The sequence below is a fragment of the Methanospirillum hungatei genome (assembly GCF_019263745.1).
Taxonomy (GTDB): domain Archaea; phylum Halobacteriota; class Methanomicrobia; order Methanomicrobiales; family Methanospirillaceae; genus Methanospirillum; species Methanospirillum purgamenti.
Window position 1 is genome coordinate 1,143,716 of the sequence record NZ_CP077107.1, and the last position, 16,893, is coordinate 1,160,608.

The 16,893-nt window shown below is 43.0% G+C and carries 10 protein-coding genes; 4 read left to right on the top strand and 6 right to left on the bottom strand.

Annotation, left to right across the window (positions count from 1 at the left end; translation table 11 throughout):
* Window positions 1-4 precede the first annotated feature (4 nt).
* The 6 genes from KSK55_RS05345 to KSK55_RS05370 form a co-directional block, all read right to left on the bottom strand.
* Window positions 5-1,249, bottom strand: a complete 1,245-nt coding sequence (locus tag KSK55_RS05345; RefSeq protein WP_218608232.1) for an IS110 family RNA-guided transposase — start codon at window positions 1,247-1,249, stop codon at window positions 5-7.
* A 304-nt stretch (window positions 1,250-1,553) separates the two neighbouring features.
* On the bottom strand, window positions 1,554-2,333 hold the full coding sequence (locus tag KSK55_RS05350) for an ABC transporter ATP-binding protein (RefSeq protein WP_218608485.1): 780 nt from the start codon (window positions 2,331-2,333) through the stop codon (window positions 1,554-1,556).
* 10 nt (window positions 2,334-2,343) lie between these two features.
* Window positions 2,344-3,414: a FecCD family ABC transporter permease gene (locus KSK55_RS05355; protein ID WP_256664203.1), complete on the bottom strand. Its 1,071-nt coding sequence runs from the start codon at window positions 3,412-3,414 to the stop codon at window positions 2,344-2,346.
* Window positions 3,415-3,458: 44 nt separating this feature from the next.
* The gene (locus tag KSK55_RS05360) at window positions 3,459-5,513 is read right to left on the bottom strand and encodes a putative cobaltochelatase (protein ID WP_218608486.1); all 2,055 of its coding nucleotides are present in this window, start codon (window positions 5,511-5,513) and stop codon (window positions 3,459-3,461) included.
* Window positions 5,513-9,232: a cobaltochelatase subunit CobN gene (cobN, locus tag KSK55_RS05365; protein ID WP_218608487.1), complete on the bottom strand. Its 3,720-nt coding sequence runs from the start codon at window positions 9,230-9,232 to the stop codon at window positions 5,513-5,515. Before cobN ends, KSK55_RS05360 begins: the two co-directional genes overlap by 1 nt.
* A 1,069-nt stretch (window positions 9,233-10,301) precedes the next feature.
* Window positions 10,302-10,931 carry a hypothetical protein gene (locus KSK55_RS05370; protein ID WP_218608488.1) on the bottom strand — a complete coding sequence of 210 codons (630 nt, stop codon included), beginning with the start codon at window positions 10,929-10,931 and terminating at the stop codon, window positions 10,302-10,304.
* A gap of 527 nt (window positions 10,932-11,458) precedes the next feature.
* On the opposite strand from KSK55_RS05370, the gene KSK55_RS05375 reads away from it, so the two are divergent.
* The 4 genes from KSK55_RS05375 to KSK55_RS05390 all read left to right on the top strand — a co-directional run bounded on the left by KSK55_RS05375 (window position 11,459) and on the right by KSK55_RS05390 (window position 16,743).
* Window positions 11,459-13,978: a carbohydrate-binding domain-containing protein gene (locus KSK55_RS05375; RefSeq protein ID WP_218608489.1), complete on the top strand. Its 2,520-nt coding sequence runs from the start codon at window positions 11,459-11,461 to the stop codon at window positions 13,976-13,978.
* 349 nt (window positions 13,979-14,327) lie between these two features.
* Window positions 14,328-14,630, top strand: a complete 303-nt coding sequence (locus tag KSK55_RS05380; protein WP_218608490.1) for a tetratricopeptide repeat protein — start codon at window positions 14,328-14,330, stop codon at window positions 14,628-14,630.
* Between the two features lie 401 nt (window positions 14,631-15,031).
* A complete protein-coding gene (locus tag KSK55_RS05385; RefSeq protein ID WP_218608491.1) occupies window positions 15,032-16,021 on the top strand; it encodes an ATP-binding cassette domain-containing protein in 990 nt (329 codons plus the stop codon).
* Window positions 16,018-16,743 carry an ABC transporter permease gene (locus KSK55_RS05390; protein WP_218608492.1) on the top strand — a complete coding sequence of 242 codons (726 nt, stop codon included), beginning with the start codon at window positions 16,018-16,020 and terminating at the stop codon, window positions 16,741-16,743. The genes KSK55_RS05385 and KSK55_RS05390 overlap by 4 nt, the downstream gene beginning before the upstream one ends.
* Window positions 16,744-16,893 lie beyond the last annotated feature (150 nt).

The following is a 16,893-nucleotide window of genomic DNA, read 5'->3' on the forward strand; positions in this document are numbered from 1 at the left end:
CGGGTTAACCAGTTTCTGGGTCTGGTTCTTTAAGAATTACTGCTGCCTCACTTAATAATCGTAAAACTTCCTCAATCGAAGTTTTTTTCGGAACCTTAATATAGACTTTTTTTGACTGCTTCATTGATTGATACTGAGTGTCTTCGTAAATTTCATCATTCGTCAAAAGATGCCAGATAATGACTACCATCTTTCTTGCGACACTAACAATAGCTTTCCCTGCACCAATAATGTCCTTTTTTGAGGAATAGAACGTTTTGAGATCGTTATCCCTTGACTTGACTGCTGCATGTGCTGCTTGAATAAGGATCCATCTAGCAATCTTCGAACCCCGCTTAGTGATTGATCCGGTCCGAAGTTTATCAGCAGATTGGTATACTCTGGGTACCATCCCTAACCAACTTGATAATTTATCACCTGAGGAAAAATCTCTTACATCTCCAATTTCTGCAAGAAGGGTGATTGCAACAATATCTCCAATTCCTGGAACGGATTTAAGTATTCCAAATTCCCTTGGAAAATTAGTTACTGCATAGCTCGTTGAAATTTTTGTTAAACTGGCAATTTCCTCATTCAGAATCTTTATTATCTGAAGACATGAAGCAAGTCGTTCTAGTGCACCTTCAGAGAGTGTAGTTTCTAAAACTTCTCTTAATGCTTCTTCTTTCTTCGTAACTGATGCAGGGAGAAGACTCACAATGTCGTCAATTGCAATATTATTGAGAATCCCTCTCATGATTAAACTACCCGATTTACCAAAAATGTCCGATAAAACTGAAGAGAGTCGGAATAACTCTGAATCAAGAATATGATGAATTTCATTCTTGATGGATGAACGCTTTTGAACTAATTTATGTCTTAATCGAATCGTTGAACGAAATTCACGATGTTCTCGTGGAAATATTCGAGAGGGATGAATCATTCCTTTCAGAGTAATTGTAGCAATAAACTCAGAATCGATCTTATCTGTTTTTTTATGTGAGAGAGCTTTCATGTCCCGTGCATTTCCAACAATCACATCACAGATTGGACTTAGAAGATCGTAAATCTGAATCCAATAATCACTTGTTGATTCACATCCTACTGCCTGAACATTATGGGTCACGATCCAATTCTTTAATGCCATTAATCCAGGCTGTGTTCGGTTAAAGCGGTCAACAATTTTTTCGCCAGTTAATGTCAGGATTGTGGCAATTAGAAAAGACTTGTGAAGGTCAAGACCAGCGGCTATATGAAGTTGCTCAGTCATAGTTATCACTGATAATGGGCAGATGAATTGCCTAACAGGCCAATTTGTCATCCGCGATCAAAGTCGCACTTTAGCCTGCGAGAGCAATTTAACGGTTAGTTTTTTTCCCAGGATTATATCCTAAAATTTGAACAGCCTGCTCTGCCCATTATTCTGTAAAGCTCGGTACCTTAACTGTTTTTCATAGGTCGAGCCTGATGGCTACATCATGTCGTTTTTTTGTCAGATTATTTGTGAGAATCATCGGTTTTGGATCATTCGTATCTTCATGGCCGGTGTTCATTGTATTACCCAAGATCTAGTGTCATCCATCTTCTGCTTTTTTCCAGTCAGGTACAACATATTGTCCTGATTCGGTTGAGATAAACTGCATAGGGACACCATACACCGAGATGATATTCTCTTTGGTCATGACTTCATCAGCTGTTCCCATTGCAACGATCTTTCCTTTATTCAAAAGGACGACACGGTCTGCATAATGGTAAGCAAAATTGAGATCATGCACGGCAACAAATACAGAACCTCTCCCGGATTTGGTTATGGTCCGGATCATGGTGAATACATCAATCTGATGCCTGATATCAAGGGCACTTGTGGGTTCATCGAAGAGATAATACTCCGGTTCCTGGGCGATTGCCCGGGCGATGAAGACACGTTGTCGTTCACCTCCGGAGAGTTTTGTCAGCATCTTCTCTGCCATGGGAGTAATATTGAGCATGTCCATCGCAATATCAACTTTTTCCAGGTCATGAGGGGTCAATGCCCATTGAACGTGAGGACGCCGGCCAAGAATAACAGCTTCGAGAACGGTAGAAGAGGTCAGATATTGAAAGTCCTGGGGGACATATCCTATCTTTTTTGCGACATCATTCCGGGAGAACTCTGACAATTTTCTTCCGTTCATTGACAAGGTTCCTGATTTCTGGTCGATGATTCCTGCTATGGTCTTAATGAGGGTACTTTTTCCAGACCCATTCGGACCGATAACACACAGAACCTCTCCATCGTACACGGAGAAACTGATATCATGGAGGACCTGAACAGGACCATACCATACATTCAACTGCTCAATTGTCAGGGCCATATAATTCTCCTCAGGTAATCACCCGGTGTTTTCCCCGAAGAATCAGGAACAGGAAAAAGATTCCTCCAATGACATACATGATAACCCCGACTGGAATCTCAACAGGATCCATTACAGTCCTTGCAGCGGTATCTGAAATGAGCAGGATCAATGCCCCAAGCAGGGCAGCACAGGGAATAAGGTACCGGTTATCATTCCCAATGAGCATCCGTCCGATATGCGGCCCCATCAGCCCGATAAAGCCAATAATCCCGGTAAATGCAAGACAGGCAGATGCTGCAAGGGTGGATACACATAATCCGGTCAAACGAAGCCGGTTCACATTCACTCCCAGGTTTTTGGCAACATCATCACCGGCTGAAAGACTGTTCAGATCCCAGGCACATGATTCAAGATAGAGGAAACAAAGGAGTGTTATGGGAGCGACAATAATGACTGCTCCCCAGTTTGCCCCCCACATCCCGCCCATGAGCCAGAGGGTAATCTCCCGTAATTTTTCATCATTTGTCAGGTATTTCAGGATCATGACTCCAGCGGTGAAGATATAGCCAATGACCACACCGGCGAGGATAAGAGTAGCACTGGATGAACCTTTCATCCGTGATATCACGTAGATGAGAAGAATTGAGAGCCATCCAAGGAGAAATGCACAGAGGATAATGACTCCGTTCTGAAATTCTGCCGGAATGAAGGGCATAAGTGATACACCAAACACAATTGCCAGGGCGGCACCGAAGGACGCAGCTGAAGAGAGACCAAGAGTAAAAGGGCTTACAAGGGGGTTTCGAAGCAGAGCCTGCATGACACAGCCGGCTATGGAGAGGCTTATTCCGGTCAGGATAGCAAGGATAACCCTGGGCATTCTAAAATCTATGACAACAGTCTTCTCTGATTTAACAGATTCAAGAGCTGCAGGATCTGTTATCGCCTGAATGATAATTGTTATAATCCTATCAAAGGGGATGTGGTATGATCCGGCATATAATGCATAGAAGATGGTTACAACAAGAACAACAAGCAGTGAAATAAGAATGATAAGTTTCTGCCGTTTCCCTGTCAGATATAATGATGTGGGAGTCACAATTCACCAATTTTTAAAAAATTTCCGGGGACGTATCCTGATTATCAGCCCGTTCCATTAACTGTAGAGAGAGAGGACAATACTGCACCGGATACCGTTTCAGCTGATAGATCAGATATTCGGAAATATCTTCCATGAGTTCGTTCAGCAATTGAAGGACAAAAACCGAGTTTCAGTCCAAACCCTGACTTTTTATTCTCTGTATCTATTACCACGGTCTCAATACCTGCCCTGGCAAGGTCATCAGAGGCGGACATTATCTCCTCCTTGAGTCGTCCACCAGTTCCAACATTAGCCCTCCCATCGGTTATCAGAACAAGAAGGGGCTCCAGGGAGGGATATTTTCGCTTCTCATTGAGGAATATTGTAAGGGCTTTTTGAAGTCCGGCAGCAAGGGGTGTTTTTCCACCGGTCGGGAGTTCTGACAGACGGGTAAAAGCAAGATCGATGCTTGATGTAAGAGGGAGGATGAGATCAGCGGTCTCTCCCCTGAAGGCGATGAGCCCTACACGGTCACGGAATGTATACGCTTCTTCCAGCAGAGAGAACACTGCTCCCTTTGCTGCTGCCATCCGCTGTTCTACCCCCATAGACCCGCTTGCATCAACAACGAAGAGGCATGCGGTTGCAGATTTACCTATCCGTCTCTTCTGGAGGAGTTCATCTGCCCGTATTACTACTGCAAGATCACCTGAAGGTCTTGTTCGTTGACCAGGTGCTACAGCACGGATAGTGGCATCAAGTGCAATATCTGTACCGGATACTCTCTTCTCTGCCCCAATATAATGGCCCCTCCGGTCAGATCCCTTTGTATCAAACCTCCGGCCTGGGGCATATATTTTATCAGGTCTCTTCTTGTTCTTCGGCCTCAGTTTTTCCGGATCGATGGGAGATCCGATACAAAAAAGTTGTTGTTCCTGCGGATCTGAACCCCGGGATCCAGATAGTTCATTCTGGCAATTCTGACTGTTTTGTTCGCAGGATACGTTCTGTGGCTCTGAATTATCAGAACCAGTCTGCTGTGTTGAGGGGGTATCATTGAGATCATCAGGTTGCTGCTCAGGTTCCTGGTACATAAGGTCATCAAGCTGCTGGGGATCTACTTTTGGCTCCTCAAAGGGCCTTCTTCTCATCCGGTGAGGAAGTGCCAGTTCTATAGCCTGTCTAAGATCATCAGGAGATACTTTATCCCTACCATCCAAGGCCGCCAGGGTTTTTGCTGTGCGTACAATGGTGATCTCCGCACGGTGGGTCCTTACACCAAGGCTGATACAGATATCGACCGCTTTTCTGACAAGCATCTCTGATATAACAACCTGTGGAAGAATCTCCATGGCCTTTTGTATCTGCCTTGAGATTCGTTTCTGGCTTTTTTTGAATCTCCTGCGAACCTCTCGCGGATTCTGATGGAATTCTTCAGCCCTCCTGACAATCTCCATCCGGTCATCCGGGTTATCAATCGCTTCAACAGAGACCTGCAGACCGAACCGGTCAAGAAGCTGGGGTCTGAGTTCCCCTTCCTCAGGATTCATGGTGCCGATGAGGATGAACCGTGCGGGATGAGAGAATGAGATCCCCTCTCGTTCCACCGTGTTTACTCCCATCGCTGCTGCATCAAGGAGAACATCCACAACATGATCATCAAGTAGGTTCACCTCGTCGATATAGAGGATCCCCCGGTTTGCATCTGCAAGAATACCTGGTTCAAGTGCCTTGATTCCCTTTTTTAATGCTCGTTCGATATCGATTGTTCCAACCACCCTATCTTCTGTCGCTCCTATCGGGAGGTTAACAACCCTGACCTTACGTTTGATTGAATCGGAGAGATGTTTCTTACCCTTTTTATCAGTACAGAGATCACAAAGCTCTGTCTCTCTCTTTGGGTCACATGAGAACGGACACCCGGGTACTATCTTAATTTCTGGTAGGATCTCTGCCAGAGCACGAACGGTGGACGATTTTGCTGTGCCCTTCTCTCCCCTGATAAGCACTCCTCCAATCGAAGGATTAATAGCATTGAGAAGGAGGGCTTTTTTCATCTGTTCCTGACCAACAATTGCACTAAACGGAAGAAGAGTTTTTTTTAATTGATGTGTCATTATTTACCCACCTTCATATGCCCAATCTTCTCTTTCCAGCCGGCGATGTCGTTCATGGTAAAGATATCAATCGAACCGCCCTGCACATCTCCTCCTGTTCCATCCATTTTATCTTCCATCCATCCTTCAATCATAAGATATGCCTCTTTCAGGTCGTCGATGACATCAGGATCAGCCTGCCATATCCCACGCTCACTCGCTTCAAGGAGTCTTCGTCCTATTTCCTCAAGGGCATACGGATTATTCTCTTCAAAAAACTCACGGTTCTTGTCATCCAGGATAAATGTCCGTGCTATGTCATCAAAGATCCAGTCGTCCACCTGGCCGGTTGTGGCATCCCACCCATATAATCTACCAATTCTTCGTGAAAGTTCCCCGGCTCCTACATACCCATGTTCTTTGAAACCATCGATATATCTCGGGTTGAGTAATTTTGTCCTGACCACTCGGGTTAACTCCTCAGCAAGTGTTCGAACCTCAATCTGGGAGGGATTACGGGTATCCCCATAATATGTCGCTATTTTCTCTCCTTTCACCGTCTCTGCGGCGATGGTCAGTCCCCCATGAGTTCCGAAGTAACAGCAGCATCCAAGGAGATCGTATTCATCTGTAGCAGTTTTATTAAAGGTGACATCAACCATTTTCAACTGGGCAATGAGTTCATCATGAGAAGCTGTTCCATAGGCATCTCTGCCATATCCATACCCGTTCCAGGCGATGTAAATATCGGCAAGTTCAGCCTCTTCTTTCCATGCCGATGCATACAGGGCAAGATTCACTCCCATCCCATATGTTCCGGCTTTACTCCCAAATATCCGTGGAGTCGATCTAGTGCTTTCTCCCTGGTGTTTTCTGAGGTAATTCATCTCATCAGGTTCGTCAAGAGCAGCAACCATTGAGATTGCATCATCCAGTAGTTCGATACAGTTATAGAAACAATCACGAAGAATCCCGGAGGCCCTGATATTGATATCTATTCTGGGCCTTCCCAGACTCGAAATGGGTATAATTCTTACATCTCTGACCCGCCCCTGTCTCCATACCGGCTCTACTCCAAGAAGATGGAGGAGTTTTCCAAATGTCTCCCCATCTGACCACATGATGTCAGATGCCATCCAGTACACGGCCACCGTTTCAGGATATCTTCCCTCTTCTATCAGGTATTTCTCCAGAAGAACTTCGGCAAGTTTTCTTCCAACCCGGAATGCTGCCTCGGTCGGGACCGAGTACGGGTCAAGACTGTAAAAGTTCCTGCCAGTCGGGAGGATGTCAGTTCTGCCCCTGCTCACAAGACCTGATGGCCCGGGTTCGATAAATGCACCGGAAAGGCCCCGTAAAAGGGCAGTATGTTCATCTGATGATTCTATCTGGTCAGATAATTCCAATATCTTATTGGTAACCGGAGTAAGAAGTAAGGATTCGCTCCTCTGGAGACGGGAACCCAGGGCTGTTACTGCAGCATCTTCAGGGGTTTTTCCGTCAAGAATGGCTTTAGTAAATACTATCCCTGCCTCATCAAGCATCCTGAGGAGAGCTAATTCACCGGACTTTGGTGTGATATCAAGACCCATCAGATCTACGATAAGTAACCGAAGCTCCTGATTGAACCGGAGAAGACCGGTGATGTAGGCCGCCCGTCTCTCACCTTCCGGAACAGAACCAAATATGTGCATCCCATCAGGAATCTGAGTGTTATAGATCCGGGTCAACGATCCATGAACGGCATCAATAACCTCATTCATCCCTCCGCCACTCTCCCGGATCTTTTCCAGGTTAATCTCCTGCTCCAGCCTGGATTTTTTGATGAGTTCCAGGATGACATGCTCTAATGCATGGGCCCTAGAAGGATCTCCATCTCTGGTTCTGGTGTATTCATCAATCCGGTCAGCAAGTTCAGACAACTCTCCATAGAGGCCACTTTCGGTCATAAGCGATTGCATATGTCCGATGAGGGTTGCCTGAGTCCGCCTTTTTGCGATGGTCCCTTCAGGGGGGTTGTCGGTGTTATAGATGTAGAGATACGGAACCGGACCAAGGATGGCATCAGGGATACAGGAACCTGAGAGAACGGTTGATTTCCCTGGAAGGAACTCAAGGGTTCCATGTGTTCCGACGTGAATTACGGCATCAGCCTTGTATTCCCTCACCAGGTACTGGTAGGTTGCCAGGTAATGATAGGGGGGAGGAATCGTTGGATCATGCAGGATTTTACAGACCTGACCATCACACCGACTGCCTGCACATCCCCGTTTCGGCTGGGTCATGACGAGGGCATTTCCATAGGAGATACCGGTAATGACAAGTTTCCCATTGTGGAGCATCCCCGCTGGAACCCCGTCTTTCTCCTCTCCCGGGGGGTTTCCCCAGGTTTCTTTGAGCTGGTCCCGAAGTGTGTGAGGAAGATCAGCAATCCATGGTCCCCAGGTTTCCTGCCCGATGCAAGCAAGAGCCCCTCCTTTGGCAACCGTTTCAGAAACCGATGTCCACCTGAACTCTGAAAAGGCCTTTTTATCAAGTATCGTGGTTATAAGTTCCTTTCCATCTGCCGGAGGATCCACGCTATAACCTGCATCTTTCATTACCTGTAGAATCCGTGCTACTGACTCCAGGGCATCAAGATGTGCAGCCGTTCCGACGGTAGCTTCCAGTGCAGCACAGGGTGAATTATTCAGGATGAAAGCAACTTTTCTATCGGCTGGAACTTTCTTCTTCAATCGGACCCATCCGGAGATGAGCTGGGTTAATCGGTTTATCCGCTCAGGGAGAGGGTCATGCCATTCGGTCTCTCCCATGACCGGATCGTCTGGTGATTTAACACCGATGGGTATCATACTTGTCATCCCCATAAATTCAGGGACAACAATCGCCCATCCGACCTCTGATGCTGTAAGGCCTGCACTATCCTGTTCCCAGTCTTCTCTGGTCCGGTTATAGATGACAACCGGGTGGATGATAGGAACATTCAACCCCTTGAGTCCTTCCACCGTCTCTTTCGGGTTTTTTGAGAGGGTGACTGACTGAAGGTTGATGAGCAGATCTATTATTCCAGAGAAATATGAGTTGATTACTTCCTGTCCGGGTCGTGCACCAAGATCTGCATCTCCGGTTCCGATACAAAAAACCGGAATAACATCATGATACTCCTCAACTGTTCTGATAAGTGCATCAATGACCCGGAGATCACGGTTTGCCCAGTACAGGCGATAAAAGAGAATCCCGATGAGAGAATCATGTTTTCTTCCCCGCCATGCGAAATAATCCTCGACAGTGGTAAAGATCTCCGGGGCATCCGGGTGATAAATCCCATCCCAAACCGCCGGTTCAGGGGAATCATATACGATGAGTTCATGGAGGACCTCTGCCCGGAGATACCGGATAAGATTATCTAGATTCTTCTCTCCACCATAGATATAATAGGTCGAGGTGGTTATTGCTATTTTAAGATCGACTGTTGATGCAGATAGCCCTTCCTGGTCGTATCCAATGGGAATCACAGGGATATTTTTTGGGATTTTAGGAATGAGTTCATCCCAGAAGGGATCGGTTGATGGATGAATTAAGAAAAGATCTGATGATTCAAGGTGAGCGAGTATCTCTTCTAATTTCTCGGGATTCCGGGCAGCAATGCTTGTAAAGAAGTTATGATCAAACCCCTGGTTTGTACATGCCTGAGTGAGGAGTGGTAGTTCCCCGCCCCAGATAATACCTGAAATTTTCATTATTGATTCATTTTTGCTGATTTTTTGAGAGTCGAGAAAGGAAGAAGGTTTTTTTAAGATACCAATGTCTCATAATTTATGAGAACACTATATCTCATTCTATTTTAATATAATTATTCATAAAAATTTTAAAAAAGTAAGAATTATAGATGAGGCTTTGTTTTTTCTATTCTTCAAATTTTCATGAAAAATTTCAATTCATTCGTAATTTTCATATTCTATTGTAAACAAAAATTGGCTATGATAAGATAGTATTGTGAATAGAAAAAATTCGAAACCTACAAATATTGAATTAATATTATGAATGATATTATTAGTAACATTTTTGTATCTGTATTGTATACATTATTATGTGATGGCAAGAGGGGATTTGATACCCTGTATTAAAAAAGCATTTCTACAATGTGAACATGGACAAGAGAATCACATTGCACCCATTTCCTTGTCATCCAGTCCTGAACGATATCACTAAACCAGAATTGTACACGTCCTAAGAGGAACCTCCATCCTCCCTTTTTTCTCCAGGATTACCGATTTATATTACAATGCGTATTCCGGATAAAATAATCAGACAATTAGAATGAGGAGGAAGTGTTGAGGGAGATATCCCCCCTGAAATGTTAGAGGAATGATTCACACGATTACAATCTTGATGATCCCCATGATCATCCTTTTCGTGAGGTTCTTCTCCTGTCATCCCGGAGAATGACGGTGTGATGAATAGTAGTTGTTCCCCTGAATGTATATAATTAACGTATAGTGTTTCGACATATAACGAATAAAAAGAAGTACCTTACATGATTCCAGAATATCGGCAAATAAAAAAAATACAAAAATTTATCAATAAAATGTCATTTTTGGGGATATTTCTCCTCCAGAGGATTATCCCTTCCCGGAAACATAGCGCTGAATGAATCAGAAACACTGAACATCAAACTGTTCCTTCAGGTATATTAATACATGAACCGATCCTCGTAATGATATCTGAAACCAGACACCCAGAAGATGAGAGTCGGTTATTGAAAATTATAAAAAAGGAGGATTATCTGGAGATAGTACTTTCAGAAATTTACACAATCCGCTGCCCGGTGAAATCGAGGGTTCCAGTAACGCCCGCTGCAGTGATAACTTTGGTTCCCTCAAACTGGTCTCCGGTATATTGAGCATTTACATTCATGCTAATCGGATAGGTTTGTCCGGCATATTTCACCATTGCATCATCAGAGGTAAGGGTAAGGGTACCGTCTGGGGATACCTCACCAGATACTGTGCCTTTTACTTTGATAGTCCATCCTTGTTCTATGAATTTATATGCAACTGTTTCGGATACTGAGTTGTCATGGGATACCGTGTAATCAATATCAGCTCCTCCCTCAAAGAGAGAGCCATCAACTCCGGTTGTCTTCTTCATAGTTGTATCCTGATATGATCCAACAATCTGATCTGGAGAGAATGATTGGGTGTTCCCGGCAACCAGGGTGTTTTGTGGTTCGTTTGCAAGGTTTACATGGAGACTGCCATCTGAACCAACCGTTCCTACTCCATCAGGAAGTTCAAACGGGAGTGATGATGGGAGCCCGGGAGTGACCGGATCTCCAGCGTATTCAAAGGGATCTGCATCGGCTGATACAGGGAATATAATGAATGATACTAGTACCATTCCTATCAGAACAGCACCAATGTTGATTTTTATGGTCATGATGAATCCTCCTTTCCGGACATGAGATCTGAACTCATGTTCTTTACTCCCTCTTGCGGAAGTACAGGTATTAATCAAACCAATGCGGTGCAATTCTAAAAACAGAAGAATTTTACTTATATATTAAAAGAGGAAAGTAAGTAGGTTGTAGTGCAGACTGTATTATTTATATATTAGTAATTGACACAAAAATAACATATTAATAAATGTTTTTAGATAAAATTGTACCATTACCTCCTTTATCTAAAAATATTACAATTATGAATTGAATTTTTTAATGCAAATATTAAAATCAATTAAATAGAGGAATTATTTTATCAACCAAAAGTATATGAGCAGGTATTTGTAGTGTCAGGTGATAATTACTACTCATATCAGAATGCAGCAAAAACGGCTGTTTCGGATATATTCCTGGTCCTTTGTTTCTTATTACAATGCCACAAAATAACATCGTTTCAAAAACCTGTTATGTATGCCAAAATACATCTCATCATCTGAAAAGAGATAAATTTCAACATCCTGATTCATTGGGTCCATCAAAAATCGTAGACCTTGATGGCCGGCCAAAAGAATTAACCGAATACATCCTCAAAAATCTCCTTGAAGTATGCCCTCATTGTGGATATGTTGCAGAAAATATCGAGAAACCTACATCAATAAACCGGGAATATCTTCGATCACCAGAATACGTGAGTCTGTGTCACACTGAGGGGGCAGAATCTCCTTATCTTTTTCTTCGTGCTGCGTTCATCAAGCTGGGAGAACAAAACCATGAAAAAGCCATAACATACTATGTATATGCTGCCTGGTGTGCTGACAGCCGATTTCAACATGAATTAGCGTTACAATGTAGAAAAAATGCAATATCACTAATTTTTTCAAACAACAAATCATTTGCAGATATTTCATCGAAAAAATGGGTGCAGGTTATTGATTTAATCAGGCGATATGGCGATTTTCAAGCAGTGATAGACCATTGCACCACCCTTCTGCCTATTGCCGGGCCTATCCTTACGCTTGGGATGGAATACGAACTTATTTTAGCGAAAAATAATGATCGTGAGTCGCATACGAATATTGACGCAGCCATCGTCATCCAGAATAGGGCACGGACCCACTCATCAACCGAAAAATATGTCATTGCTGGAAAAGTCTATTCCATCGAGGAAAATGGATATGGAAGTGGATGGGCCTGGATTTCTGAAACCAGAACATTAATCCTTACTAACTACCATGGCTCGGCCATTGAAGTATCAGGTTCTGTTACCATCCGAATTGACCAGGCAGATAACCATATCACGAGTCCTCATGGTCCGGCTATTCATGTCTTAAATGGGGATCTGAAAATAACCGGATATGGGATATTATCCATCAAGGCAGAAGAACAAGGAATTTTTGTCTCATCCGGTTCGCTGGAAGTCCAACAGTCAGTGCTGGATATCCGGACAAAAGGAAATGGAATGCATGCGTCCGGTACAATCTACCTGACAAATAACACAGTAATTGAGATTCATTCCCGATCAAACGGTTTGATATCCGATTCTGGAAACCTACATTCAAACCTTGGAACGGTTTTAAAAATATTCGGAGAAGAATCCGGCGTTATTATATCCAGAGATGTTACTATTTCAACCGGTCTGTACCACATAGAATCCTCGCAGGGCTCTGGAATACAAATCCATCATGGTTCACTCTCTCTGGCAGACTGCCTTCTGGATATCATAAGTAGTGAAATATGTATCCATATCAAGAACGGAAATCTGGTTTTTAATGTAATGAAATGTAACTTGCACGGATCATGCGGGATTGTGGTTCATGGGATGAGTTCCTTTGAAAAAAGTCTGCTTACCATATGCGGAGATGAAACCGGATTATTTGTCTCAAGAGACGCGAAATTTACAGGAGGACGCTTTGAATGCTCAGCAAAAAATGCTTTGTCGATCAAAGGAAGTCTACAGATAGCAAATTCTAATATTACTGCATCAGGAGAAAATGCAATCTACTCTGGTGGTGATTTTAAATTAGCCGGAGGAATTCTTATTCTCAATGGAGACACGGTCATGCATGTCTCCAACAATTTTGAGATATCTGATGGACTCATCATCGGTGTTGGAAAGTTGCATGGAATTATTATAGAAGGATCATACACACAATCCGGTGGCGACATTACGATATCCGGGGAATCTCATGAAGGAATGAAGATCTCTGGAAAAGAAATGATAATGACACATGGTATCCTCAAGACAAACGGGAGGACTTGTGGGTTGGAAGTATCAGGGAATGTCTTTTTATTAGGATTTACCTTATTTGCATCAGGAAACATTGGATTTTCTGTGCAGGGTTCTCTGAAGATGGATAAAGGAGAACTAAACGTCACTGGTGAAGAGATAGGTATTTCTCTAAAAGGAGGCTCCCTCCATATTGGATCCACACTCTCAGTAATTATTACCGGAAATACCGGGATTTACGCAATCAATGATATTGAAATTGCGGGATCATCCTTTCATGTTTCTGGTCAATTCGCAGGAGTGGTTCAGGAAAAAGGAAACCTGATTATAAATGGCGGCGCTATAGACATTTCTGCGGAAGAATACGGTATTCTGGTTCAGTCAGGCTCCATGAATATCCAGGGAGGGATCATTACAGTAATGAATACCCGTATGAAAGATTTGGGAGGCTCCGGAATTGTTGTCGCTCAGGGAAATTTTCATGCAAACAGTCTTTTGACAGTAAACGGCGAGAGCATCGGGATATCTGTTCCCAATGGAACAATTGCGATTCAACAGGGATCCCTGAAAGCCTATGGGTATCGTTCAGCGATTATCGGAGAATCATTGCATATTCGAGGATTTTCTTCGCTTACTGCATACGGTAAAACGCAGGGTGCGATAATACTTACAAATAAAGAATTCCTGGATGATGAACGGATACATTTCTGGGCTGGAACCTCGGAAAAAACTGCAATCGAAGATGTATATAAGGATCAGAGATATGTGCATGCCTATACAGATGAACCAAGAATTCCAGATAGCATGGCTGAAGATTAATTATTCAGGATCACTGGTGTATCATTATCATTCGCTCATCCAGCAAGATACTTTATCAGCAAAATTACCTTTTTTTCAGAGAATGACTTGTAATATTGCAGCATGAATCCTCGCATAATTCTACATCATCATTCTTTGAATAGATCTTAAATGAATTATACAGAATTAGCACAGATTTAAATACTAATTCTAAGTCACAAACACAATTAGCATAATCATTATATAACATTAAAATTTTATTGTAAATAACTATAAATAAAATAAGAGCAACCATCTACATATGATAGAGAGAAGGGGATTCGGTACAGACACACGTATCATATCCCATCTGAACCCTCATGTGGAGAAAATGCTCCATCAGGCAGATGAGCTGAAAATGGACGGGAAATATGAAAAAGCAATTGAGGTATACGATCAGGTCATAACCATAGATCCACGGAATGCCAGGGCATTTCATTCACGGGCAAATGTTCTAGATATGATGGGTCGATTTGAAGATGCTATTTCAAGTTATAATGACGCTATTGTCTGTGATCCACTCAATGCCGAAACATGGTATAATAAAGGATTGACTTTGAAGAAAATCGGAAAACGAATTGAGAGTTTTGCCTGTGTTCAACGCGGACTCTATATCTATCTCGGAACTGAGTGATAAATAAACAAAATCCCTACGTATAAGAGAAACGAAGCGTTGCTTGGTATTTCGGAAATCCAGATCATGTAAGACATTGTATGGAGGATTTGATACCACTGTTTTTCCTTACCGCATACATGTAGGGCTTTTCTTTTTCAAATCACCATCCTCCATTCTCCAGGATAGAGAGAAGGGGTACCACCATCCCAGTATCTAATCCGTTCATGTACTGAATAAAATCTTAACCGAATGGTTATTCGTTCCATGATCTCATGCATCGCTCTGTCTCTGAAAGCAAAGAAAATTTATTACTTTAAAATATAATTGTTATACTTCATACTACAATTCATAATAGTTTTATATACAGCCCATCCAAACACTCATAAATACATATCAGAATACAAGAAATACGAGGAGATATGGACAAATACACTGATAACAGCCTATCAAAGAGCGAATATCCGATAATTACACAAAACCTGACAAAAAAGTTTGGAGATCTCTATGCTGTTCACCAGATGAATCTCTCCGTAGGAAATGAAATATTTGGAATTTTAGGCCCGAATGGCTCTGGGAAAACCACAACTGTTCTGATGTTGACAACACTTCTTGAACCTACCGACGGAACAGCAAGTATCTGCGGATATGATATCCATACCCATCCCAGACAGGTCAGGGATTCTATCAGTTATGTCCCTCAGGATATGGCGGTAGATGTCAGACTCTCCGGACGGGAAAATGTCATGATGTTTGCCGAACTCTATGGTGTCAGAGATCCCGCCAGGAAAACCGAAGAGGCACTGAGGATTTTAGAGCTTGCAGACCGGGCTGATGAACGGGCGAAGGTGTATTCGGGCGGGATGAGAAGAAGACTTGAACTGGCACAGGCACTTGTTCACAATCCAAAGGTTCTCTTTCTGGATGAACCAACTGTCGGACTTGATGTAGCAGCACGAAAAAAAATCTGGGAGCATATCAAAATACTTCGTAAACAGGGAATGACAATTTTTGTGACGACCCATTACATGGACGAAGCAGACAAATATTGTGACAGAGTTGCAATAATTGACCGGGGAAGAGTTCAGGCTGTTGATACTCCGGATAATTTGAAAAACATGATTTCTCAGGATATCATATCGGTCACCATATCCGGTTCCTTTTCCACGATAGATGTGCCGGGGGTCAGATTTGCATTTTCTGAAGATGAACAACTGATCTTTTATGCAGAACATGGCGAGGCTGCATTGCCACTGGTACATAATGCTCTGACCGAAGCAGGTATGAGAGTTGAGGCCATGTCTCTTCGAAGACCCTCTCTTGATGATGTCTTTCTTCACCTCGTAAGTAGTGCAGATGATAAAAGTCCCTTTAAACTAAGTACTTTCAGGAACATGATGGGGAAACGATGAATCCAATTCTGGTATATTGTCACCGGGATCTTAGGCGATGGATTCGGGGAAAATGGGGATTTATTGCTGCTATGGTGATGCCGGCAGCATGGCTGATATTTGTTGGGCTTGCTCTTCCTATCAGGTTTACAGATAACTATATCGATTTTGTGACACCAGGAATCCTGGTCATGACTATCCTTTCCGCCTCATTAGCCGGTGGAGGTCTCCTGATTATGGATCGGATGCTTGGTTTTTTTAATAAATTCCTTGCACTTCCCCCGCCCAGGGAGACTATTCTTTTTGGGAAAATTCTGGTCATTACTATCCGGGGAATCATCCAGTCAACCATAATTCTCCTGTTTGCATTTATGCTCGGGGCACATCTGTATACACCAGTCCAGCTCCTTGGAACATACATTATCCTGTGTATTTTTGGAGCACTCCTCTCTGCTGCCGCAACATCAATCGCGATATATCTAGATGATCATGACCAGTATGCAGCAGCAAATGCGATGATATCAATGCCTCTATTTTTTACATCATCAGCCATGATGCCCTATGATGTCATGCCGGAGTGGTTAGCCCCTATAGCGAGGCTGAATCCGTTAAGTTATGCTATCGACGGTATCAGGATATTACAGACCGGAGAGGTTCCGGTTACCCAGATAAGCCTTCTCTCCATCCTCTGCATTATCGTAGTAGGACTTGCAGTCCACGCATTTAGGAAAGTTAAAATCTGATATTAAAGACTAATCACATGATAATGCGTTAAGACCTGATGGACATAATACTCTGCTGATTCGGAGAGTTCCCGGATTCAATGAAAACTTTTTTCATCCGATAAAAATAGTTTAATTCATTCAAACCGAACTCCTTAAGCAGGATACCCA

Coding starts and splice junctions, on each gene's coding strand:
- KSK55_RS05345 (WP_218608232.1), bottom strand. CDS start 1,249: ATGACTGAGCAACTTCATATAGCCGCTGGTCTTGACCTTCACAAGTCT.
- KSK55_RS05350 (WP_218608485.1), bottom strand. CDS start 2,333: ATGGCCCTGACAATTGAGCAGTTGAATGTATGGTATGGTCCTGTTCAG.
- KSK55_RS05360 (WP_218608486.1), bottom strand. CDS start 5,513: ATGACACATCAATTAAAAAAAACTCTTCTTCCGTTTAGTGCAATTGTT.
- cobN (WP_218608487.1), bottom strand. CDS start 9,232: ATGAAAATTTCAGGTATTATCTGGGGCGGGGAACTACCACTCCTCACT.
- KSK55_RS05370 (WP_218608488.1), bottom strand. CDS start 10,931: ATGACCATAAAAATCAACATTGGTGCTGTTCTGATAGGAATGGTACTA.
- KSK55_RS05380 (WP_218608490.1), top strand. CDS start 14,328: ATGCTCCATCAGGCAGATGAGCTGAAAATGGACGGGAAATATGAAAAA.
- KSK55_RS05385 (WP_218608491.1), top strand. CDS start 15,032: ATGGACAAATACACTGATAACAGCCTATCAAAGAGCGAATATCCGATA.
- KSK55_RS05390 (WP_218608492.1), top strand. CDS start 16,018: ATGAATCCAATTCTGGTATATTGTCACCGGGATCTTAGGCGATGGATT.